Raw genomic sequence first — 21,676 nt, forward strand, 5'->3', positions numbered from 1 at the left:
CCGCATTAAGCGGGCTATTTTTTTGTTTAAAAGGTGGCTTGTACGGCCATTTTTACGTACGGGTCTAGACTGTCTTGGCGCAGTAGCCAAGCTTTGTAGTCAGGCGGTAGATCTGCAATAGGCATACCACGGTGTTTACCAAAGGGCATAATGCTAGGCACACGAGCTTGTTCAGAATAGCGCCACAGTTCTTCCCATGTGCTGATAGGGGTAGTCATGGCGTGTAGCAAGGCGCGCAGCACGTCTAAGCAGTTGCGTACATCCGCTAATGCAGAGTGAGCATTTTTTAGGCGTTCGCGTGCGTTGGCCCTGTCAATGTAGTACACCAACGCTGATTGGCTGTGGCTATCGACTTGTGGGAATAGCTGTTTGCTTAGCGCCAAGGTGCAGATGCGTTTGACGTCGGGTTTGCCGGCAACTTCCCAGTCGTAGTCTACGTTGTGACCAATAATGTATTGGGTATCCGCAGGAAGTTGGAAGGTGGTGTGTGCTGGGCAACTAGCCAACTCTTCATCATAAATGTGGTGTACAGCCAGTGCGCCCAGAGTAATGGCTTCGCTGGGTTTATAACGCTGTTCAAACTCTTCAAGTACGGTGAGGTTGGCAGGGGTGTCCAGCTTAAGCCAGGCGGCTTCAATGACTTGCGGGGCGCGGGTGCCCGTGGTTTCTGTATCAAATAATAGCGCACTCATCAGCCTTTTCCTGTGTAGGGTTCACTCTTCTACGTACCGCCCCGCAAAGGGGCGGCCTGATCAGGAATTGTAGACCGCTTGTAGGTGCTTTTGCTAGGGTGCGGTTTAACCCACTTGGAAGGGGGTTTCAGGGTAACGTATACGGCTGCGTGTACGGCGCGCAATAGTGTAGACCAAGGTAAGAGGCCCTAAACGCCCCACAAACATCAACACCGCCAACATGGCTTGGCTAGGGCGAGTAAGTTCGGGGGTAATGCCATGGCCCATACCGGTAGTGGTAATGGCGGACATTACTTCGAATAGCACGCTACGAAAGGGTTGGTGGCCATCAAAAATCGTCACAAACATCACCCCAAATACAAACCATACGCTGGTGATAAAGGCCAAGGCTAAGGCTTTTTGGGTGATAGCTGGTGAAATTGTCCGTCCACCAATAACCACTTCTTCGCGGTGCCGTATATAGGAAAGCACGGCGGCTACCAGCACAATGAAAGTACCGAGTTTGATACCGCTGGCGGTACTTAATGAGCCGCCGCCAATAAACATGTACATCATCATTAGCATGGTAGAGCTGTCGTGCATATCGACGACGCTCATGGTGCTAAAGCCAGCGGTACGGGTAGCAATGGCTTGGAACCAAGCAGCAGTGGCTTGTTGGCCAAGGGGTAGGGGTTCTAGCGTGGCGGGGTTGTTGGCTTCAAACGCCCAAATCGCCAAGAAGCCCACGATGTTCAAGGCCAAGGTGCCCAGCAAGATTAAACGTGTATAGAGCTGCAGTTTGGTCCAGCGGCGTTTCTGGATGATGTCCATCAACACAGGAAAGCCTAAGCCGCCCAAGATGATCATGAACGATAGGGTCATGATGCTAAAGGTGTCGGGCACCATGCTGCGCAGGCTTTGGTCGTAGAGCGAGATCCCCGCGTTATTAAACGCCATACTGACGTGGAAATAGGCCTGATAAAACGCTTCTTTCCAGGGATCGTGGCGCGACCACCATAGACCTAGTATCACAATCGTGATGATCTGTATGGCAGCCGAAATTTTAATTACCGCCAACGCTGTCTGATGGATTTTTCCTACGTTGGTTTGGTTAAAGGCTTCTAGCGCTAAGGCTTGTTGATTGAGGCTGATGCGTTTTTGAATGCTTTGCGCGGCTAACACCGCAAAGGTAATGATCCCTAAACCACCTAGCTGCACCAAGATGGTCAAGATGACTTGGCCTGTGGTGGTAAAGGTGGTGGCAGGTTCAACCACAGCCAAGCCGCTGACTGTTACGGCGGACGTCGCCATAAACAAAGCATCAAACCAGCCTATAGGGCGTTGGGTAGATACGGGTAGTGATAACAGTACTGAACCCAGTACGATCAGCAAGAAAAATCCCAGAGCCAGTACAGCGGGTGGACTGGCATTCAGGGTGGTACGACGATCTACCTGAAAGGGAAATCGGTCGTGAGTGCGACGTGTCTTCATCAGATCAGTTTAGGCGCAATAGTACGTAAAGCCGTGAGCGGGCCAAACAATACAATCACATCTTTAGCCTGTAACAAGAAGTCGTGGTCGGGGCGTATGGTGACTTGGCCGCGCCGTTTAATCAGCAACACCTCAACATTTGGCTTGTTTTGTAGGATAGACTGTATGGCGAGATCCTCCAGATTATCACTGGCAATAATCTCAACGATGAATTCTCCATTTCCCAGAGAGATATAATCGTTTACCATTGGGTAGCTGAGCATTTGTGCTACGCGTATACCCATCTCTTCTTCGGGGTGAACAATACGTTGTACACCTAGCTTGCCCAAGATAAGGTGCTGGGCGTGTGATACAGCTTTCACCCAGATGTTTTGCAGCCCCATGGATTTTAAGTGCACAACGCACACCAGACAGGCTTGCACATCATCACCAATAGCAATGAGTACGGCATCGTAGTTTTCTAAGCCTAGCTCTTCTAATGCTGCTTTGTCGGTTACATCTACGATGACAGCGCGGGAGATGTCGTCGGCATAGCGTTCTACAAGTTTGGGGTCATTATCAACGCCAAGTACGGCGTGTCCCATTTTTGTCAGCTCCAGCGATGCGGCGGAGCCGAAACGTCCCAGGCCGATGACGGCGAACTGTGCCATTTTTTGTCCTGATTGTTGCGGTTCTAGAAAAGTTTGGAATAAGAGATTGGTAGTCTACTCCAATTTCTGGTAAAAAAACCTTATTCGGGAAACTACGGATATCATGTCTGCAGCTGATATTTTTACTCTGTAAATGGCAATGTTGTAATGGTAAGTTTGTTTGATGCTTGTAAAGCAGGGGATCTGACGATGGCAAATCGCATCGTCATGGCTCCCATGACGCGTACGCGTGCAACCGATGCACGCGTGCCTAGCGATCTAATGCGCAATTATTATTGCCAACGCTCCAGTGCGGGTTTGATCATTTCGGAAGCCACTTCGGTGTCACCGCAAGGCGTGGGCTATTTGCGCACGCCTGGTATCTGGAGCTCGGCCCAAGTTGACGCATGGAAAAATATTGTTCAAGCGGTGCACGCGCGTGACGGCAAGATTTTCTTGCAGTTGTGGCATGTGGGGCGTGTGTCAGACCCTGAGCTGCTGAATGGCCAAATGCCTGTCGCACCGAGTGCTATCGCTTGTCAGGGCAATGTGAGTTTGTTGCGACCACCACGTGAATACGTTGTGCCTCGCGCCCTTAGCACGGAAGAAATTGCTGGTATCGTTAAGGACTTCAAAAATGCAGCGCAAAACGCCATGGTGGCAGGTTTTGATGGTGTAGAAATACACGCTGCAAATGGTTATCTGATTGACCAATTCCTTAACGATAGCAGTAATCACAGACAAGACGACTATGGTGGCAGCATTGCAAACCGTAGTCGTTTTCTTTTTGAGGTAGTAGATGCATGTGCGGAAGTATGGGGGCATGGGCGTGTAGGCGTGCATTTGTCGCCACGCGGTACCGTGCATTCTATGCATGACTCTGCACCAGCCAGCTTATATACCCACGTAGCCGCCGAGCTAGAGCGTCGTAAAGTTGCTTTTGTATTCTGCCGTGAAGCCAATGGTAGCCAAGACATTACTGCTGTTGTGCGCCAAGCTTATAGCGGAATGCTAATTGTGAATGAAAGCTACGACTTAGAGCGTGCGGAACGCACCGTTAGCTCGGGGCGTGCCGATGCAGTAGCTTTTGGGCGGTTGTTTATTTCTAACCCTGACCTGGTAGAGCGTTTCCGTCAACGCAGTCAATTATCGGACGCGGATAGCAGCTCATTTTATGCGGATGGGCCACGGGGTTATACCGACTACTCCAGTCTAGAGCAGTAAGGCGTGTGTCGCAGCCCTGTAGTAGGGCTGCGTGCTTTACACACGGGTATTGCGATCTCGTTTACGCACCACTTTAAAGCTGGCTGAGGCCGTAGCAACAAGACGTTGCTTGCTGTCTCGGGCTTCGGCGGTGCAGTACGCAATTTCATCAATGATTTGCAGGCATTGTGCCGTGAAATCTATATCGCCTTTGGCTGGGCTCAGAAATTGCGTAGACATCTCAATTGTGGCCATCCCAGATTCGGGGATATGCGCACGCGCTGCCGCACTTAAGGTGTAATCCAGTGCACTCATTAACGCACCACCGTGCACATCACCTCTGCTGTTGGTGTTGTCCTCGCGCCAAGGTAGGCGTGTGGTGGCGGCTTGCGGGTCTGAGTGTACAGAGAGTAAGCCAATGGCCTCCATAAAGGGAATATGCAGGCCAAAGTGCTCACCCGTGAGCGGTGGTGAAGCGACTTCGCTCATGCGGCATTCAGGGTTTGTTTAACCTGTGCGGCTACTGCAGCCATATCAGCGCGACCCGCCAGTTTTGTACGTACACCTGTCATGACAGCGCCCATCAGTGCAGGGCCTTGAATGCCTTTAGCTGTAGCTTCGTCAATAACCGCCTTAATGGTGGCGAGTATTTCTTGCTCGTCGGCTTGAGCGGGCAGGTATTCTTGCAGAACCAGCAATTCAGCTTGTTCTTTTTCAGCGAGTTCAGTGCGGCCAGCTTGTTCAAAGGCGACAATGGATTCGCGGCGCTGTTTCACTTGCTTTTCGATGATGCTTTGCACATCGCTGTCATTTAGTTCGCTTTGACTATCAATTTCACGACTTTTGATCGCCGCTTGCAAAAAGCGCAGCGTGCCTAGGCGCACTTGTTCGCGGGCGCGCATAGCAGTTTTGATGTCATCGTTGATTCGAGTTTTAAGCGTTTGGCTCATGATAGTTTTACTATAGAGGTGTGAAATCGGGATGGCGTTAAGGCTTAGCCGACCAGTTCAGATCAAGTGCTGTGTTCTTATTGTCTTGGATCGTAATTTGACGGGTTTGGGTAACGCCTTCATAGGTGCTATGCAGGGTGTATGAGCCTGCGGGCAATTGAATCAGGCAGAAAGGACCATCGCTGGTAATGTTCAGCACAGTATTGCTATCGCTTTGGTCGCGAATAACAACTTGCACGTCGCTGACAAATGCCGCGCGGCCTTCAGCGGTGCTAGCAGAAAAATTCAGGCTTAATGAGTACTTAGAACGTACGCGTCGGAATGCGGCGGTTTCATCGCTACCAATGCCGCCAGTGACATAGACTATAGAGCCATGGTATTGCGGTGGGGGCAGGGCGGTAGGCGCTTCTTGAGCGTGCAGCGCTGCGCTAGACAACGTAGCTGAGAATAACCAAGCAAATAATAAGAAGAATTTTTTCATGGTCGCAAGAAAACAGGAATACAGGCAGGGGATCTGCCTGTGATGCGACTATTGTAGCGTTATCTTAGAGCATCGCCAGTTGTGAACTGCCTTCAACCAGATTACGTAGTCGTACGGCATCACCAATACGTGAGTAACGGCCTTGTGCATTTAACAAAACAATGGCTACGTCACGCCCATCTATCTTTGTTAGCATGACTAAGCACTCGCCGGCTTCATTAATAAAGCCGGTTTTAGAGATTTGTATATCCCATTTCTCGTTTTGTACCAGTCTATTGGTGTTGTTGAACTGTAGTTCACGCCCACGGCTAGGCTGTACCGAGTAATGTTCACTCGTGGTGTAGCGATGAATAATGGGGTGCTGTGCCGTAGCTTGCAGCAGTTTTACTAAGTCTTGTGGGCTAGAGACGTTTTGGCTGTTTAAACCAGTAGGCTCAACAAAATGCGTTTGACGCATACCCAAGGCACGCGCTTTGTCATTCATGGCGCGTGTGAAAGCTGGCAACCCACCAGGGTAGTGACGGCCCAGTGAGTTAGCAGCACGGTTTTCAGACGACATCAGCGCTAGGTGCAGCATGTCGGTGCGGCTAAGTTTGCTGCCAATCGCCAAGCGCGAGCTAGAGTTTTTAAGCGTGTCCACGTCTTCACGGGAAATTTCCAGCAGCTCATCCATGTCTTGACCAGACTCGGCGACTACCAATGCTGTCATCAGTTTAGTGATAGAGGCGATAGGGCGTATTTCTTCGCTGTTTTTCTCGTACAGCACCGTAGAGCTTTCTAAGTCTTGCACCAAGGCGATTTCAGAATGCAGGGCTGCAGATTTGCTTTGGCTCAGCGGTAAAATAGTGGGGCGCTCAGCAGGAGCAAAACCTACAGGGCGTAAATTCTGCTGAAAACTTAAGTATGGCTGGTTGTAAACCGGGCTGGTGGCAGGGCTCATGGCTGTTTCTGCTAAGACCGCAACAGAGCTTAGGCTTAAACCAATGCAGGTCACCAGCGAGGCTGGAAATTTGTAGAGTAAGCGGGCAGATGTTTTTAGTGTCATGGCCAGTCTGTGCAGAGAGCGTGTGGTGCAGCAATAATAGCAGAGTTTTTTGATTTAAATTAGGGGCTTACGAGCTAAACTTGAAAAAAACTTCAAGTAGAGTAACAAGGTGTTTTATATAATGAAAAAAGCTGATTTTTCATACAGTGGTTTTGTGGCGGCGCGTACGGTTTTGATGAAAATCGGGGTGATTAGTACGGTTGCGATGCTGTGGCTGCCCACCGCCAGCATGGCTAAAGATGCTCGTGCGTATTCTGCCGTGAGCCCTGGTATAGAGCGCCTAAAGAGCGAGATGTCCTACCCCATAGCGAACACAGGGCAGCAAGATACGCTAGATAAAGTCTATATAGCAGTGAGTTATGCGGGTAATGCGACGGTTCACTCGGAGCTTTGTCATGGCAGTGGCAGCCCTTGCATTCAAGTGGGGCGACAAGGCAGGCAAAGTGATGCCTTTAAGGGCTTAGCGGCGTCGCCGGGGTTTATCCTGACGCATACGGTGCAACAGTGGGGTACTAGCCCACGGCCATTATTTATACAAAGCGATCTGTCTTTATGGACGCAGTAACTGTCTGATTTGTATGGATTCATTGATACGCATCAAGTATCACACCTAAACTAAAGCCAATTCATGCCGATACCAGAGGGTTGTCTTGTTGCCTAGACATTCTGTTTGGGCTGCTTTGGTGAGTATTATGAATCCCTCCACACTAATTGGAATCGTGGCCAGCGTATTGCTGCTGGCCGTTGTGTTGTTCTTCTCGGCAGAAGATGCATCACTGTTTCTGGATTGGCCCAGCTTGGGCATTGTGCTCATAGGCACACTGGCGGCTACGTTTATTAGTTATCCGCTGAGTGAAGTGGTACGAATATTCGGGTTAATAGGCACCGTTTTGCGTAACGAGAAGCTCTATACCCAGCACGATATTGATGAGCTAGTGAATATCTCTAGGCTTTGGATCGCGGGCGACATACGTGCCGTTGAAAATGCGCTCGATAACGTCTCTAACCCTTTTCTCAAAACGGGGGTGCAGTTAGTGATTGATATGACCCCAGAAGAGGAGATTATTGAGCTACTGCAATGGCGTATTTCACGTATGCGTGCACGTGAGCATGCTGAGGCTCAGTTGTTTCGCGTGATGGCAAGTTATGCGCCAGCCTTTGGGATGGTGGGGACACTAATTGGTTTAGTTAACCTGATGTTCTTGCTGGGTGATGGCGATATGACAGCGATTGGGCAGCAAATGGCCTTGGCGTTGATGACCACCTTCTATGGCGTGCTATTTGCGAACTTGTTGTTCAAGCCCGTGGCAGTAAAGCTAGAACGTCGTACCGAGCAGCGTGTGGTGCTGATGAATATGGTGCTGCAAGGTATTTCCTTAATGAGTCAAAAGCGTGGTCCTGCAGTGATGCGTGAAACGCTGAGCTCGTTTATGGCGCAGTACCAAGATGAGATTAACGACTCTGACATCCGCCATGAGTACGCGGAATAACCTCGTGCATTGCACTATTTATTCAGGAGCAATCACATGAGTCAACAAGGTGATGCGTTAGCTGTTAGTCAATTGACGGCGCGAGCGAAGGCCTTAGAGGCAGAGTTGCAGCAAGCGAGGCGCTTACAAGGGCGTAGCAAAGGGCCTCGTAGCACCAAAGATTGGTTGAACGAAACCGCCAACCCCATCAAAGAAGATGAGGATGCGTGGTTTGTGACCTATTTGGATATGATGACCTTGTTATTGGTGCTGATGCTGGTGATGTTAGCGTTTGCTGGCAATTACAACGGCTCAGATGGCAATGGAACGGGTAAGGGCGGTGGTGGCTCAACCGTGAATGTAGCAGGTACAGCGTCTGGTGCCGGTGGCGTTGGTGGTACGGGGGCAGCCGGAAGCGTAGGCGCATTAACCGGAGACGGCGAGCACAGTGGCAAGCCAGGGCGCAGTCTGTCAGACCTAGGTTTAGATGGCTTGGGTGACGATATTGATGTCTTGCTCAATGACCAATCGGTGAGTTTCCGTATTAATAGCGAAATCTTATTTCCATCGGGGCAGGCTGATCTGAGTTTGGCAGGGATGAACGTGCTACGTAAGCTTAGCCATGTGCTGAATCAGACGCTTTACCCCATAGCAGTAGAAGGGCATACGGACTCTATTCCTATGCGCGGCTCCCGTTATCCTTCTAACTGGGAGTTATCAGGGGCAAGGGCGGGTAGCGTTGTGCGTTATTTTGAAGCCAATGGTGTGGCGAAGGATAGATTGCGTGCTGTGGGATACGCCGATACGCGGCCTATTGCAGACAATGCCAGTGCTACAGGCAGAGCCAGCAATAGGCGTGTGGAGTTGGTGATGGATATACCTGCGGCAGAACAGCCGTAGTTGTAGAGGGAAAAAAAGACGTAGGGCGATTGAGCCCTACGTCTAAAAAGGTGGTGTACTAAAATTCGCATTCGCGCTCTTGAGCAACCACCTTGCCACAACTGGTCAGGTGCAAATCATTATGTTAGATCCGCACTGCGATCAATACCTCTGATTTTAAACTTTAAACTGTCTAGATCAAATTGATGGTTGCTACTTATAGACTTTAGTATAAGCCACGTTACCCCAACGGGGACCATGGCAGCAAGCAAAAATGATTCCAGCAAGTAGTCCATTGGAGCACCGGGAGCCGGGAAAACAGCTAAGCCAGCAACCAGTCCGCACAGCGTACTGATGGTTGCCGTCTTACCGGATATTTTTCGGCTGTAAAGCCCGTAAAACACCGGAAAAGCAGCAGCAGAGCATAGCAGATCAGCCAAAAGGAATAGGTATAAAACACTGTAACCTTGCGCTGACGCAATAAAAACTGGGATCATCAACACGATCACTAACCAACGTGATAGTTGTCTCAAAGTTTGTGCTGGCGTACGCGGACGTAAACGTTGCAAATCTACAGCAATAATGCTGGCGATGGCACTAATTGCGGTATCAGCGCTGCTCATAACCAACGATAAACCCAGTGGTATAAGCACAATCACAAACCATGTTGGCAGTACTGGGGTGATGACATTAAAGAGAGCAACGGAGCTATCGCCTCCGGGTGTAAAGGCCATAAACGCTAAGCCAAACAAGCCCATAACGAAAATAAAGGGCGCAACCAGCAAGCCACCTAACAGAAAGCCACGGCGCATAGAGCGGGTGTCTTTGGCTGAATAAACACGTTGCCAGTTACCTTGGTGAAAGAGCCCGGTCAGCAAAATAGCCACAAAAAAGGTTAAACCGGCTTTAATGCCCATCGGGTCGGTGAATGACAGCAATTGTGGTGCGCTTTGTTGCAAAGCGTTGACGGTAGGCGTGATGCCGCCAATAGCCTTCCAACCAAAGGCCACCAAAATAACCAGGGCCGGAACAATGATTAGCATCTGTACTTTGTCGGTAAAAATGCTGGCACGTAAGCCGCCGTACGAGGTGTAGATCAAGGTAGAGATCAACACAATCCCAGCGGTTACCCAAAGCGGGATAGGCGCAATTAATTGCACCAGCTTCGCCATGGCAGTGAGTTCCGCTGTGAGGGCGATAAAAATATAGAACAGCATGATCAACAGCGTTAAGGCATACATAGGTTTGCCATAACGGCTGAGTACGAATTCGCTGAGGGTGTGTCCTTCAGGGATCAGCTCACGCATACGCTGACCCAAAGGAATCATGGCCAAACGCGGTGACATAGAGCCAATGGCGTAGCCGGTGACGGCGGCTAGTCCACCCCACGTGGCGGCTTGCGCCGGGGAAAATAGAATCCATGCCCCTAGGGACGAGGCGAGCAAGGTAAGGATGGTAGCCGTAGAGCTTTGGCTATTTCTGGCAACCACGAAATCCTCTAGGCTCTCTCGAGCGTGGCGGGCATAGAGCACGCCAGCTAATGCAAAGACCGCTGCAAAAGCGATCAGCCACCACAAGGTGGCAGTAGATGGTAACAACACGAACACAGCTTCCTGTAACAGTGACTCCACAACACGGAGGGACCGGCAGGCAAGCGAATAGGAGAGGGCACAGAGAGAGTGCGAGATGGTTATCCTTCCCTTCGCCGGCATTACCCGGATCAGGTTCAAAGGGTTACGGTAGGAACCGAATCTCAGCCTGACTAATCAGGCCCCCCTAGGAACAAAAGCTAGCTTAGTAGATGGTGCTTTATTCGTCAAATAACGCTGGTGTGTATTGTGAAAATACTAGTTTGTGCTACTCTTTTAAGTCTTGACGCGGGGTGCTTCGCCAACAGCGACGCTGAGATCATACCCGTATAACCTGAACCAGATAATGCTGGCGTAGGGATGTCTCTAGCTTTAGCCATAAAGCCATAGCCTCCTCGCGCCGTTGTGGAGGCTTTTTTCATGTCTGCAGTTGTTTCTCTTCCCTTGAATCAGCAAGTCGTGCTGGTGACTGGCGGTGCACGTGGTTTGGGCGCGCAGTTGTCTAGAGTCTTCCTAGAACAAGGTGCCAAAGTGGTGGTGAACTACTTTCAAAGTGCCGAAGCAGCACGCGCCTTGGTAAGCGAGTTTCCTGAGACGGCCTTAGCATGGCAAGCAGACGTGTGTGATCTTAAACAAGTGAAGTCCATGGTGGCCGCCGCTGCTTTGCATTTTGGGCAACCTGTCACAACGGTGATTAATAACGCTTTGCCGCAGTTTTCCTTTAATGGGGATGCACGCCCCCATGCCGATACCATTAGTTGGGCGCAGATGCAGCAGCAATTAGAGGGCGTGGTGGCGGGCGCGTTACATAGCATACAAGCGTGTTTGCCTGGCATGGAAAAACTGAAGTTTGGCCGTGTGGTAAACATTGGTACGAATTTGTTCCAAAACCCCGTCGTTCCTTACCATGATTACACCGCAGCCAAAGCTGCCTTGTTGTCGCTCACGCGTACCTTAGCAAATGATTTAGGGCCTAAAGGCGTGACCGTGAATATGATTTCAGGTGGTTTATTGCGTACGACTGATGCGTCTGCTGCTACCCCAGAAGCTGTGTTTGATTTAATCGCGGCCAACACACCGTTGCGTCGCGTGACCACACCGCGCGAGTTTGCCGAAACAGCATTGTTCTTTGCGTCACCATGGTCTAGTGCGGTAAGCGGGCAGAATCTGATTGTTGATGGCGGGATGGTGAAGAACTAATGAAGCGTCAACTGCATTTAAATCTGTTTATCTATGGCTGCGGTCACCATAGGGCGGCATGGCGTCACCCTAATTCTAGTGTCGATCAGTTAGGGGATATCAGCTATTACCAGTCGTTAGCGCAATTGGCCGAGCGCGGTAAGTTTGATGCGATTTTCTTTGCGGATGGGCAATATACCGATAGCGTGTCAGATGGCCCGCGTTGGTTTGTTGAGCCGCTCACTACCTTGTCGGCCTTAGCGGTGGCAACGGAACGTGTAGGGCTGATTACGACGGTTTCTAGCACCTTTTACACGCCATTTCATGCGGCTCGTATGTTGTCGTCCTTAGACCATGTTTCTAAGGGGCGTATAGGTTGGAACGTGGTGACGTCCATGTACGACGCCGAGGCCAGAAATCATGGCCACGAGTCTATGCCCGATCACGCGTGGCGCTATGCTCGCGCGGCAGAGTTCATTGAGGTCACCAAACGGTTATGGGATTCCTGGCACGATGCCGCATTGAAGATAGATAAGCAGGGCGTGTATGCCGATGAAAGCTTAGTACATCAAATTAAGCATCAGGGTGATCATTTTTTGGTGGATGGTCCCTTAACGTTGCCTCGTTCGCCCCAAGGCCACCCTGTGTTGTTCCAAGCAGGGGCCTCAGAACAAGGTCGAAATTTAGCGGCTTTAGAGGCCGAAGCCATTTATGCTGTGGCGTACGATCTACCGGCTTCGCAAGCGTACTATAGAGACATCAAAAAACGCGTGAAAGCGGCAGGTAGAACGGTGGATGTGCCCATTATGCCCGGCTTGGTCACGTACGTGGCTTCAACGCAGGCCGAAGTGCTCGCGAAGCAGCGTGAGCTGGATGTGCTACTACCGGCAGATGCGTCCTTGCGCCAATTAAGTATGTTTGTAGGGCAGGATTGCATGCAGTGGGAGCTAGACGCCCCCGTGCCTGATCTACCAGCGCTAGAAAGCTTTACTGGTCCTAAAGGGCGTTACGGCACGATTCTGCGCATTATCGAGAAAGAGCAGCCTACCGTTCGCCAGCTATTGGGACGCTTGGCGGCTGGGGGCGGGCACTGCACGATGGTGGGTACCCCCGATGTGATTGCGGATCAAATGGAACAATGGTTCTTAAATGAAGGGGCTGATGGTTTTAACCTAATGCCGCCTGCGCTGCCTAGCAGTATTGAGGACTTCATTGAGCATGTGGTGCCGATCTTGCAGAAACGTTGCCTTTTCCGAAAAGACTACAGCGGTTTCACATTGCGGGATCATTTAGGGTTAAACAGACCGGCAGCCTAGTAGGTTACCAAGTCTAGGGAAAACCCCTAGTTGGTCCATGGTCATACAGTCCAACCGTATTGAATACTCTTTTTATTCAATAGGTTGGACTGTTTTTTATGGGGGTATAAAAGGTGGAAAATAGCCGATGTATAGCGCTATAGAAAGGGTGTCGACGTTGATTTGAGCCGCAAACGCGGCAATAATTTACCCTTGCAAAATACTAGCACCGCTTTTGCGCAAGCTGCTGCTTACTATTTTTGCTCAGGGTGTGGGTCACTTTACGCGTGCCTCCCCACCTATTTTGTACGTTTGGCTTACACAGATTGGCGTCTGTGAGGCCTAAACCTTTCTCGTGATGAGTGCTGCGTGAAGTACCTACTTCACGCGTAAATAACGACCGTGATTACTTGGGCGTAATCGGGTCGTGAGGATATGTTATGCAGTCTACAAATGTAGCAACTGCTGCCGAGTCGTCGGCGGTAGGGGCAGCTCCTACACGTAAATCCCTGACCTTTTTAGAAGGGGTGGCAATGATTGTAGGTACCAACATTGGTGCCGGCGTTTTGTCTATCGCGTATGCATCGCGTAAAGCAGGCTTTATGCCCTTGCTGTTCTGGCTGATTTTGGCCGGGTGTTTAACCACCATCACCATGTTGTATGTGGCGGAAACCACCTTGCGCACTAAAGCGCATTTGCAGTTAAGTGGTTTGGCGAAACGCTATGTAGGTAATTTTGGTTCGTGGCTGATTTTTGCCTCCGTGTGTGTGAACTCGGTAGGTGCGTTGATTGCCTACATGGACGGTAGCGGCAAGTTGTTGGCATCGTTGTTGGGCATTTCCCCTATGTTGGGTAGTGTGCTGTTCTTCGTGCCTGCAGCCGGTGTGCTGTATCTGGGCTTGAAAGCCATTGGTAGGGGCGAGAAATACATCAGTATCGGTATGGTGACCATGCTGACCGTACTGATTATCGCTACGGCTTTGCACGAGTACACCGATATTGCACGTGCGATGCACGGCGAGTGGAAATACATGATCCCCGTGTTTAACGTGGCGGTGTTTTGCTTCTCGGCACAGTATATTGTTCCAGAAATGGCGCGTGGCTTTACCGATAAACCCGAAAAACTGCCTAAGGCCGTGATGACAGGTATGTTGATTACCTTCATCTTGCTGTCCTTGGTACCGTTTTCTGTGATCACACTCAATGGCTTGGATAACATCTCGGATGTGGCCACCATTAACTGGGGTCAAGCTTTGGGTGAGTGGGCATTTTTCTCGGCGAACATCTTTGCACTGTGCGCAATGCTGACGTCTTACTGGGGCCTGGGTGGTAGTTTCTTCACCAATATTTTTGACAAGTTCAACTTGGGCGAAGAAGACAAAGCACCCGCTAAACGACGCTTTGTTGTGTTGATGGTGGTAACACTGCCGCCTTTCATCATGGCGTATAGCGGCTTGGTATCGTTTGTGAATGCCTTGTATATCGCCGGTACCTTTAGTGGTGTGGTGTTGTCTATTATGCCTATTTTGATGTTGCGCGGTGCCCGTAAAAAAGGTGATATTACCCCCGCGTGGCAATGTGGTTGGATTACCCATCCTGCGTTACAAATCAGTATCGTCGTGCTGTACTTGTGTAGTGCTGCATACGCTATTGCATCGTTGTTTGGTTACTTACCAGCAGGTTGGTAAGTAGACAGCTTGCGCAGAAGCAAAAACCGCCCTTAGGGGCGGTTTTTTTATAGCGAGTAGGTTTGCTTACGTTGGGCTGTAAATGTGGCTAATACCTTGGTAGGCTTCTAGCCCCCAAGGGCCTAGTTCTCGGCCTATGCCACTGCGACCATAGCCGCCCCAGGAGCCGGCTGCGGGCACAAATTGATGGCTATTTATCCATGTCACACCACTGACCAGTTGCTGAGCAATGCTATGGGCTTGTTGCGCGTTGCCTGAAATCACGGTTGCCGCCAAACCAAATTGCTGCTGATTGGCTAGGGTGATGGCGTCTGCCGTGTCACTAAACTCTTGCACACATAACACCGGGCCAAAGATCTCTTTTTGCCATAGATCGTGGTCACTAGGTACATTCAAAAAGATACTGGGACGCACAAAGTAACCGCTAGCTGGCAATGTAATCGGCACGGACTCTAATAGGTCTACCAAACCGTCTTGTTTAGCGTGCTGTTGAAAGGCCTGCACGGTTTTTTGCTGTGTGGCACTAATCAGTGGCGCAAGGCTAGTGCGAGCTTCGGCTGGGTCACCGGCGATGAACTCTTTGGCGCGTAGCTTCAGTGCGGCATACAACGCAGGTGCGATGCGTTGATGTACTAGCAACCTAGAGGTGGCCGAGCACATCTGTCCGCTATTGGTGAAAATACCGCTCCAGACCCAATCGCAGGCGTTGTCTATGTCGCTGTCTTCCATCACGATAATGGGCGATTTACCGCCCAGTTCTAACGACACAGGACGCGTACCTTGTGCCGCAGCACGCATTACCTGTTCACCTACAGCATTGCTACCAGTGAACGATATTTTGTTGACCAAAGGGTGTGCGCAAAGCGGAGCGCCTACGTTAATGCCATCACCGTGAACCATATTCAGTACCCCGTTTGGTAAACCAGCGGCTATAGCGCAGGCGGCAAGATACTGTTCAGGTAAGGGAGTAAGCTCAGAGGGTTTCCATACTATCGTGCAGCCAGCGGCCAAGGCGGGAGCAATCTTCCAAGCGGCTGTGACTAAAGGGAAATTCCACGGTGTAATCATGGCTACCACGCCTAAGGGACGACGGTAGCAACGCGCTTCAAAGCCGGGGGATTGTATGTCGCGCACTTGGCCTTGCTGGGCATCCAAGGTGTTGGCGAGTTCGGCGTAATACCTAAAGCAAGCAATGGCGTCTTCCACGTCTAGCTGGGCTTCACTGATTAGCTTGCCAGAAAAACGTACACTGTCGGCGATTAGGATTTCTGCACGCGAGGCGAGCTCAGTAGCGATAGCGTCTAAATACTGGCCGCGTTGTGCTGCGCTTAGGGCGCTCCATACCGGAAAAGCGGCGGCTGCAGCGTGAACAGCGTGGTCTACATCCGCAACACTACCACGCGTAAGTTCCGCTTGTAGTGCCCCGGTTACGGGTGAATACAGGCTTTGCGTATGCGGCGACTGGCTTGGTACCCACTGGTTGTCAATAAGATGTTGTGTCAGTGTCAGCATAATCAGTTATAGGCTTTGTGCCCAAGCATGTGCGTCAATTTCAATAATTAATGGTGCCGTTTGCGTCCAGCCTTGCAGTTGCTGGCTAAGCTCATCGGGGTTGTTTACCCGTTGGTAGGCCGCACGTACGCTTTGGCTTAAGGCAGCGAAATCAGGTGGTGGAACGTTCACGCCAATTCGAGCTACCGAGGCTTTATCCATGGCGCGTCGGATCTCGTCGTAACCGGTGTTATTCCAAATTAGCACCACAATATTCAGTTGTTCATCCACCATGGTGGATAGCTCTGCCACGGTGAACATAATGCCGCCATCGCCCATCAAGGCCACTACAGGGCTGTTAGGGCGTCCTAACTTGGCGCCTAATGCCGCCGGTAAGGCGTAACCCAAGGTGCCATAGCCGGTAGAGGCATTAAAGTAATGGCGTGCTTTAGGTAGGCTGACAATATGGTTGCCGGCATAAACGGTAGCGGTAGAGTCTCCTACTAGCGTGGCATGAGGTAGATGCGTTTCTATAGCCCTATAGAGCGGGTAGAAGGGGCTAAAAGCTGGGTCAGTTTCTAGCGCGAGTTCAGCACGTAGTTGTGCCGCTGTGTGAGCGCCGTTATGAGGTAGGGTGTGAGGAAAGTGCACGAGTAAGGCGCGAGCAAACTCACCCGCATCAGACACCAGAGCGAGGTGAGGGCGTTGATTGCCCACTAACTGAGCTGCATCAATGTCTACACGTAGTAGCTTGCCTTGCAGTCTGAAGCCATCGTCAAACACCACGTCGTAGTCGGTTTCACCTAGTTCGGTGCCCAAGGCCAATATGACATCGGCGTGTGCGGCGTACTGGCGTACTGCCGTAAAGGCAGCATTTGCACCAATATCCAGTGGATGGGGCTGCTCCACACTACCGGGCAAAATGCCTTTGGCATTAATGGTGGTGATGACGGGGGCGTTGAGCGTTTCGGCTAAACGTAACACCGCATCCGCGTTAGCAGCACAACCGCCACCCACTAAGAGCAGTGGACGTTTGGCTTTTAACAGCAATGTGGCGCATTCGGCGACGGCTTGCGGATGTGCTCCAGCAGGGTAAAAATTAGGCCGTGGCAGCAGCGGCGTATCTATAGGGGCGGTAAGTAAATCTATAGGGATTTCTATGTGCACGGGGCCAGGGCGGCCCGAGCTAAAAATCGCCATAGCACGTTCTAGCGCCTGGGGCAGTTGCTGTGGATCCAGTATGGTCTGGCTAAAACGTGCCACTTGGCTAACCAGAGCCTGTTGCGAGTGCAGTTCATGCAAACGCCCTTGCTGGCTCCCCAAGGTGTCACGCCTCCCCACGCTGGAAATCACCAACATGGGGATGGAGTCGGCCAAGGCTTGCCCCATGGCCGTAAGGATGTTGCTCATGCCCGGGCCAGTGATGATAAAGCACACTCCCGGTTTGCCTGTGGTGCGAGCGTAGCCATCAGCCATAAAACCAGCACCTTGTTCATGTCTAGGGGTAATGTGCCGTATACGACTTTGCTCTAGCCCTCGGTACAGTTCAATGGTGTGCACGCCAGGTATACCAAATACCTGTTCTACACCCCAGTGCTCTAGTTGTTGAATAAGGTATGCGCTACAGCTATACATGGGTATTACTCTCCGGATACAGGGCTAGGAATAGAGGTGTTACGTGAGCGGGGGTTAGGGTCGCTCAAGCTAAACACAATAAAGGTTAGTAGCCCAATGGCCAAACTGAAATAAATAGGCGTGTTAGCCAGTAGGCCGTCTTTAATCATGAAAATGGATGCAGTGATTGCCCCGGTGGCCATGCTAACAATAGCGCCACGTGTAGAGGCACGTTTCCAGAAAATGCCGCCAATCAGTGGGATTAACATGCCACCTACCAACAGGTTGTAGGCCATGGTCAGCGCACTAATTACGTCGCCAATGGTGGGGGCAATGGCTAACATCAGTAAACCGAATAATAGTGTAAACACACGGTTTAAGGTAACGGAGTCGCTTTCACGGTATTTTTTGCCGCGCACTAAAGGCCAGAGGTCTTGGGCGACGGTGGTAGAAGCAGCTAACAAGCCTGCACTAGCTGTAGACATTAATGCAGCCAAGCTGGCGGCAATCACCAAGCCACGTAAGCCCACGGGCAATACCTCGTTGATCATGGTAGCAAAAGCGGTGTCGGGTGCCTCTAACTCTGGCAGTACCAGTTTGGCGGCCATGCCAATCATCGCCATCGCTACGCCGTAAAGAATGCAGTACAAACCGCTTAGTACGCCGGCACGTTTAGCGACTTTTTCACCTTTGGCAGTAAACACACGCTGCCAGATATCCTGACCAATAAACACGCCTAAGAAGTAAATCAGGAAGTAGGTAAGAATGGTGTCGTAACCAATATTACTGAACGAGAAGAAAGCGTCAGGCAACTGTTGGGTCATGGTTTCCCAGCCCCCCGCGTTATACACGGAGGCGGGTAGCAAAATGAACACTAAGCCTATGGTCATGATGATGAACTGAATCATGTCTGTTAAGGTGAGTGACCACATGCCGCCTATGGTGGCGTATACCACGACTAGACCACCGCCCAAGATAATGCCGGTGATAAAAGGCAGATCAAAAATCACGGCCAAGATCGTGCCGGTTGCAATGGTGGACGTCACGCCAATCATCAAGGCGTAGATCAACATGATCACAGCACTAGCATTACGGGTTGCAGGGCTGTAGTAGCGTTCTAGTACTTGGGTAACGGTGTAAACGCGCAAGCGCAGCAAGGGTTTAGCCAGCACCAAGCTTAATCCCATAATACCCAGGCCTAGCGTGGCACAGAGCCATAGCCCTGAAATGCCATACAAATAGCCTAGGCGTACCGAGCCTATGGTGGCGGCTCCTCCTAATACTGTAGCCGCCATGGTGCCGGTGTAAAACACCGGTCCTAAGTTTCTACCTGCCACCAGGAAGTCATCTTTGTTTTGAATGCGGCGCATTCCTATCCAACCAAAAGACAGGATAACGAGCGCATAAAGTATGACTACACCTAAATCAATACTGATCTCCATGTTTGTCTCCTTGTTATAGCTTTAGTGATAGAGCAGTGAGCGTTACTTGGTGGCGTAGCGCACACCGGGGAAGACGCACAACATTTCGTAGGCGATATTGGCGCCTAGCAAGGCTGTGGTGCCGCTTTGGTCATAAGGGGGGCTCACCTCTACAACGTCGGCACCAATGATGTTGACGCCACGCATACCGCGTACGATTTCTAATGCTTGAGGTACGGTTAAACCGCCAATTTCAGGGGTGCCTGTGCCGGGGGCGTAAGCGGGGTCAATACCGTCAATATCAAACGAGAAATAGACTGGGCCATCACCTAAGCGCTCGCGCACTTCGGCCATGATGGGTTCTAGGCTACGGTGCCAGCACTCGTGGGCTTGGTAAATGGTGAAGCCTTGTTGGGTACACCAGTCAAAGTCTTCGGCAGCATAGCCAGTACCACGCAAGCCAATTTGTACAACGCGGTCGCAATCCAATAGGTCTTCTTCGGCGGCGCGTCTAAATGGGGTACCATGAGCGATTTTTTCACCATTCATGGTGTCGTTAACGTCGGCATGGGCATCAATGTGTACCAAGCCTACTTTGCCGTATTTCTTCTTAATGGCGCGCAAGATGGGCAAGGTCATGGTGTGATCGCCGCCTAAGGCGATTAGCTTACAGCCCGAAGCAATCAGGTTACCGTAGCCTTCTTCAATTAACCGTACAGAGTCTTTCAGGTCGTAAGGGTTGATGGCAATATCGCCCACATCGGCCACTTGCAGGCTGTCGAAGGGTGCGGCGCGAGTCGCCATGTTATAGGGGCGCAGCAACGAGGACTCAAAACGAATGGCCTTCGCACCAAAGCGTGTACCCGAGCGGTTGGAGGTGCCAATGTCTAAGGGAATGCCGGTGAATGCGACATCCAAACCAGCGGTATTTTGCACATAAGGTAAGCGCATCATGGTGGCAATGCCGCCCGCGCGTGGCATGTCGTTACCGCTCAGAGGTTGATTAAAAGTTGTCATGGTAGCTCTCAAAATAAAACAAAGGGGATGGTTATGAGAGTAAATCGTCCTTGGGGGGACTACCATGAGCAGCTGTGAATTGATACATTGATAGATATCAATGTAATGAATATCATATTAGGGTTTCTACTATGTTAGTCAATGTAAGGGATTTGGATTTACGACTGATACGCGTGTTTTTAGCGATTGTGGATGCCAATGGCATCTCAGCGGCGCAAGAGCGTTTAGGCGTCAGCCAATCTACCATCAGCACGCAATTGGCCACCTTAGAGGTACGCCTAGGTTTTAAGTTGTGTGAGCGTGGTCGCACAGGGTTTAGGTTAACGGCCAAGGGTGAGCGCTTTGTGAATTTGGCGCGCCGGTTGTTGTCTAATTTAAGTGAGTTTGCGTTTGAAACGCAGCACTTAGAAAAGAAGTTGATTGGGCAGTTGAATGTGGGGTTAATTGGGCATTTATCGCGTAGCGATAGCTGGCGGTTAAGCCAAGTGGTGGCGCGCTTTAGAAAACGCGACGAGGCAGTACGTTTAAACTTCTACATCCACTCGCCCGACCAGCAAGAAGAGATGCTGCTCTACGGTAGACTACATCTGGCTATAGGCTATTTTCTACGACGTACCCAAAACTTGCGTTACACCACATTATTAACCGAGAAACAGGTGGCGTATTGTGGGCATGGGCATCCCTTGTTTGAGCAAGCGGGCAGGGTAGATGTAGAAGACGCCATTAACTACTCATGGGTAAGTCGTGGCTATACGCCGCCTAAAGCACACTTGCAGGTACCGCAACAAAACATCAGGGCGACAGCTAACAATATGGAGGCTGTGGCCATACTGGTGATGTCTGGTGAGCATTTAGGCTATTTGCCCCAAGAGGTAGGGGAGGAATACGTGCAGCAGGGGCTAATGCGTGCCTTAAACCCTTCTAAGATGCATTATGACGTTACCTTGCATACGGTGGTTAATAGAGTGACCGAGCACGATGACGAAGCGCTGCAAGCGTTTCAGCAGGATTTAAAAGCGGTATTTAGTCAGCGCCACGAGGAACCTGCTTTTTTATGATGCTAATGAAGGCACTGCGTCACCAACGTCACGCAGTGCCGGTGGTGATTAGTAGGTTTTGTAGGGCAAGAACTTACCGCTCATGGTGATCTTCACACGGTCACCATTGGGGTCGGGTTGGCGGGATAGGTCCATATTGAAGTCGATGGCGCTCATGATACCGTCGCCAAACTCTTCATGTATCAGCTCTTTAAAGGTAGTGCCGTATACGTTGATGAGCTCGTAAAAACGGTAAATCAACGGGTCTGTGGGCACCGAGGTAGGCAGTGAGCCTTTGTAAGGTACTACTTGCAGCAGTTCTACGGCCTCATCGGGTAGCTCTAGCGCTGCAACCACGGCCTGAGCTTGCTTTTTCGTTAAGGTCATTTGCCCCAATAAAGCGGCAGTAGACCATTCTTTGCTATGACCGATAATCTCTGCAAGCTGCTGCCAACTGAGTTTGTGGCGACGTTTAGCGAGCAGGATTTCTTGGGTTAGCTCTTGGCGATTCATGGTGAAGCTCCTCT

The 21,676-nt window shown here is 50.8% G+C and carries 21 protein-coding genes and 2 riboswitches; of the genes, 8 read left to right on the forward strand and 13 right to left on the reverse strand.

Going from position 1 to position 21,676, the window contains the following annotated elements; translation table 11 throughout:
- Positions 1-26: 26 nt before the first annotated feature.
- The 3 genes from GY634_RS16375 to GY634_RS16385 form a co-directional block, all read right to left on the reverse strand.
- The gene (locus GY634_RS16375; protein WP_166409796.1) at positions 27-692 is read right to left on the reverse strand and encodes a putative quorum-sensing-regulated virulence factor; all 666 of its coding nucleotides are present in this window, start codon (positions 690-692) and stop codon (positions 27-29) included.
- A gap of 105 nt (positions 693-797) precedes the next feature.
- Positions 798-2,162, reverse strand: a complete 1,365-nt coding sequence (locus tag GY634_RS16380) for a TrkH family potassium uptake protein (RefSeq protein WP_166409797.1) — start codon at positions 2,160-2,162, stop codon at positions 798-800.
- Positions 2,162-2,812, reverse strand: a complete 651-nt coding sequence (locus GY634_RS16385) for a potassium channel family protein (protein WP_166409798.1) — start codon at positions 2,810-2,812, stop codon at positions 2,162-2,164. The genes GY634_RS16380 and GY634_RS16385 overlap by 1 nt, the downstream gene beginning before the upstream one ends.
- Positions 2,813-2,959: 147 nt before the next feature.
- Between GY634_RS16385 and GY634_RS16390 the strand changes: the two genes are divergently transcribed.
- Positions 2,960-4,015, forward strand: coding sequence for an alkene reductase (locus GY634_RS16390; RefSeq protein WP_166409799.1), 1,056 nt, complete (start codon positions 2,960-2,962; stop codon positions 4,013-4,015).
- A gap of 36 nt (positions 4,016-4,051) precedes the next feature.
- On the opposite strand, the gene GY634_RS16395 is transcribed toward GY634_RS16390, so the two are convergent.
- The 4 genes from GY634_RS16395 to pbpG form a co-directional block, all read right to left on the reverse strand.
- Positions 4,052-4,483, reverse strand: a complete 432-nt coding sequence (locus tag GY634_RS16395) for a PaaI family thioesterase (RefSeq protein ID WP_166409800.1) — start codon at positions 4,481-4,483, stop codon at positions 4,052-4,054.
- Positions 4,480-4,944 carry a GatB/YqeY domain-containing protein gene (locus GY634_RS16400; RefSeq protein WP_166409801.1) on the reverse strand — a complete coding sequence of 155 codons (465 nt, stop codon included), beginning with the start codon at positions 4,942-4,944 and terminating at the stop codon, positions 4,480-4,482. The genes GY634_RS16395 and GY634_RS16400 overlap by 4 nt, the downstream gene beginning before the upstream one ends.
- 37 nt (positions 4,945-4,981) lie before the next feature.
- Positions 4,982-5,425, reverse strand: a complete 444-nt coding sequence (locus GY634_RS16405) for a carboxypeptidase-like regulatory domain-containing protein (RefSeq protein WP_166409802.1) — start codon at positions 5,423-5,425, stop codon at positions 4,982-4,984.
- Between the two features lie 64 nt (positions 5,426-5,489).
- Complete coding sequence (gene pbpG / locus GY634_RS16410) at positions 5,490-6,470, reverse strand: D-alanyl-D-alanine endopeptidase (RefSeq protein ID WP_166409803.1); 981 nt, start codon at positions 6,468-6,470, stop codon at positions 5,490-5,492.
- Between the two features lie 121 nt (positions 6,471-6,591).
- On the opposite strand from pbpG, the gene GY634_RS16415 reads away from it, so the two are divergent.
- From GY634_RS16415 to GY634_RS16425, 3 genes are all read left to right on the forward strand, one after another.
- Positions 6,592-7,035: a hypothetical protein gene (locus tag GY634_RS16415; protein ID WP_166409804.1), complete on the forward strand. Its 444-nt coding sequence runs from the start codon at positions 6,592-6,594 to the stop codon at positions 7,033-7,035.
- Between the two features lie 127 nt (positions 7,036-7,162).
- Positions 7,163-7,960, forward strand: a complete 798-nt coding sequence (locus GY634_RS16420; protein ID WP_166409805.1) for a motility protein A — start codon at positions 7,163-7,165, stop codon at positions 7,958-7,960.
- 36 nt (positions 7,961-7,996) lie between these two features.
- Positions 7,997-8,839 carry an OmpA/MotB family protein gene (locus GY634_RS16425; RefSeq protein WP_166409806.1) on the forward strand — a complete coding sequence of 281 codons (843 nt, stop codon included), beginning with the start codon at positions 7,997-7,999 and terminating at the stop codon, positions 8,837-8,839.
- Between the two features lie 119 nt (positions 8,840-8,958).
- Here the strand turns inward: GY634_RS16425 and GY634_RS16430 are convergent, their stop codons facing one another.
- Complete coding sequence (locus GY634_RS16430; protein ID WP_166409821.1) at positions 8,959-10,416, reverse strand: sodium:solute symporter family transporter; 1,458 nt, start codon at positions 10,414-10,416, stop codon at positions 8,959-8,961.
- Between the two features lie 82 nt (positions 10,417-10,498).
- Positions 10,499-10,606: riboswitch (TPP riboswitch) on the reverse strand.
- Between the two features lie 80 nt (positions 10,607-10,686).
- Positions 10,687-10,785: riboswitch (TPP riboswitch) on the forward strand.
- A gap of 42 nt (positions 10,786-10,827) precedes the next feature.
- On the opposite strand from GY634_RS16430, the gene GY634_RS16435 reads away from it, so the two are divergent.
- The 3 genes from GY634_RS16435 to GY634_RS16445 all read left to right on the forward strand — a co-directional run bounded on the left by GY634_RS16435 (position 10,828) and on the right by GY634_RS16445 (position 14,569).
- Positions 10,828-11,607, forward strand: coding sequence for a 3-oxoacyl-ACP reductase (locus tag GY634_RS16435; protein ID WP_166409807.1), 780 nt, complete (start codon positions 10,828-10,830; stop codon positions 11,605-11,607).
- Complete coding sequence (locus GY634_RS16440; RefSeq protein ID WP_166409808.1) at positions 11,607-12,902, forward strand: LLM class flavin-dependent oxidoreductase; 1,296 nt, start codon at positions 11,607-11,609, stop codon at positions 12,900-12,902. The genes GY634_RS16435 and GY634_RS16440 overlap by 1 nt, the downstream gene beginning before the upstream one ends.
- Before the next feature lie 419 nt (positions 12,903-13,321).
- Positions 13,322-14,569 carry an aromatic amino acid transport family protein gene (locus tag GY634_RS16445; protein WP_166409809.1) on the forward strand — a complete coding sequence of 416 codons (1,248 nt, stop codon included), beginning with the start codon at positions 13,322-13,324 and terminating at the stop codon, positions 14,567-14,569.
- 66 nt (positions 14,570-14,635) lie between these two features.
- Here the strand turns inward: GY634_RS16445 and GY634_RS16450 are convergent, their stop codons facing one another.
- The 4 genes from GY634_RS16450 to speB are packed head-to-tail and all read right to left on the reverse strand — an operon-like array spanning position 14,636 to position 20,112.
- Positions 14,636-16,081, reverse strand: coding sequence for an aldehyde dehydrogenase family protein (locus GY634_RS16450; protein WP_166409810.1), 1,446 nt, complete (start codon positions 16,079-16,081; stop codon positions 14,636-14,638).
- Between the two features lie 6 nt (positions 16,082-16,087).
- Positions 16,088-17,695, reverse strand: a complete 1,608-nt coding sequence (locus GY634_RS16455) for a 5-guanidino-2-oxopentanoate decarboxylase (RefSeq protein ID WP_166409811.1) — start codon at positions 17,693-17,695, stop codon at positions 16,088-16,090.
- 5 nt (positions 17,696-17,700) lie between these two features.
- Positions 17,701-19,116, reverse strand: coding sequence for a sodium:solute symporter family protein (locus GY634_RS16460; protein ID WP_242683743.1), 1,416 nt, complete (start codon positions 19,114-19,116; stop codon positions 17,701-17,703).
- 42 nt (positions 19,117-19,158) lie between these two features.
- Positions 19,159-20,112: an agmatinase gene (gene speB, locus GY634_RS16465; RefSeq protein WP_166409812.1), complete on the reverse strand. Its 954-nt coding sequence runs from the start codon at positions 20,110-20,112 to the stop codon at positions 19,159-19,161.
- Between the two features lie 131 nt (positions 20,113-20,243).
- Between speB and GY634_RS16470 the strand changes: the two genes are divergently transcribed.
- On the forward strand, positions 20,244-21,170 hold the full coding sequence (locus GY634_RS16470; RefSeq protein ID WP_166409813.1) for a LysR family transcriptional regulator: 927 nt from the start codon (positions 20,244-20,246) through the stop codon (positions 21,168-21,170).
- Between the two features lie 48 nt (positions 21,171-21,218).
- Here the strand turns inward: GY634_RS16470 and cynS are convergent, their stop codons facing one another.
- Positions 21,219-21,662: a cyanase gene (cynS, locus tag GY634_RS16475; protein ID WP_166409814.1), complete on the reverse strand. Its 444-nt coding sequence runs from the start codon at positions 21,660-21,662 to the stop codon at positions 21,219-21,221.
- Positions 21,663-21,676 lie beyond the last annotated feature (14 nt).

Source organism: Paenalcaligenes suwonensis, assembly GCF_011290505.1.
GTDB classification, from domain to species: domain Bacteria; phylum Pseudomonadota; class Gammaproteobacteria; order Burkholderiales; family Burkholderiaceae_B; genus Paenalcaligenes; species Paenalcaligenes suwonensis.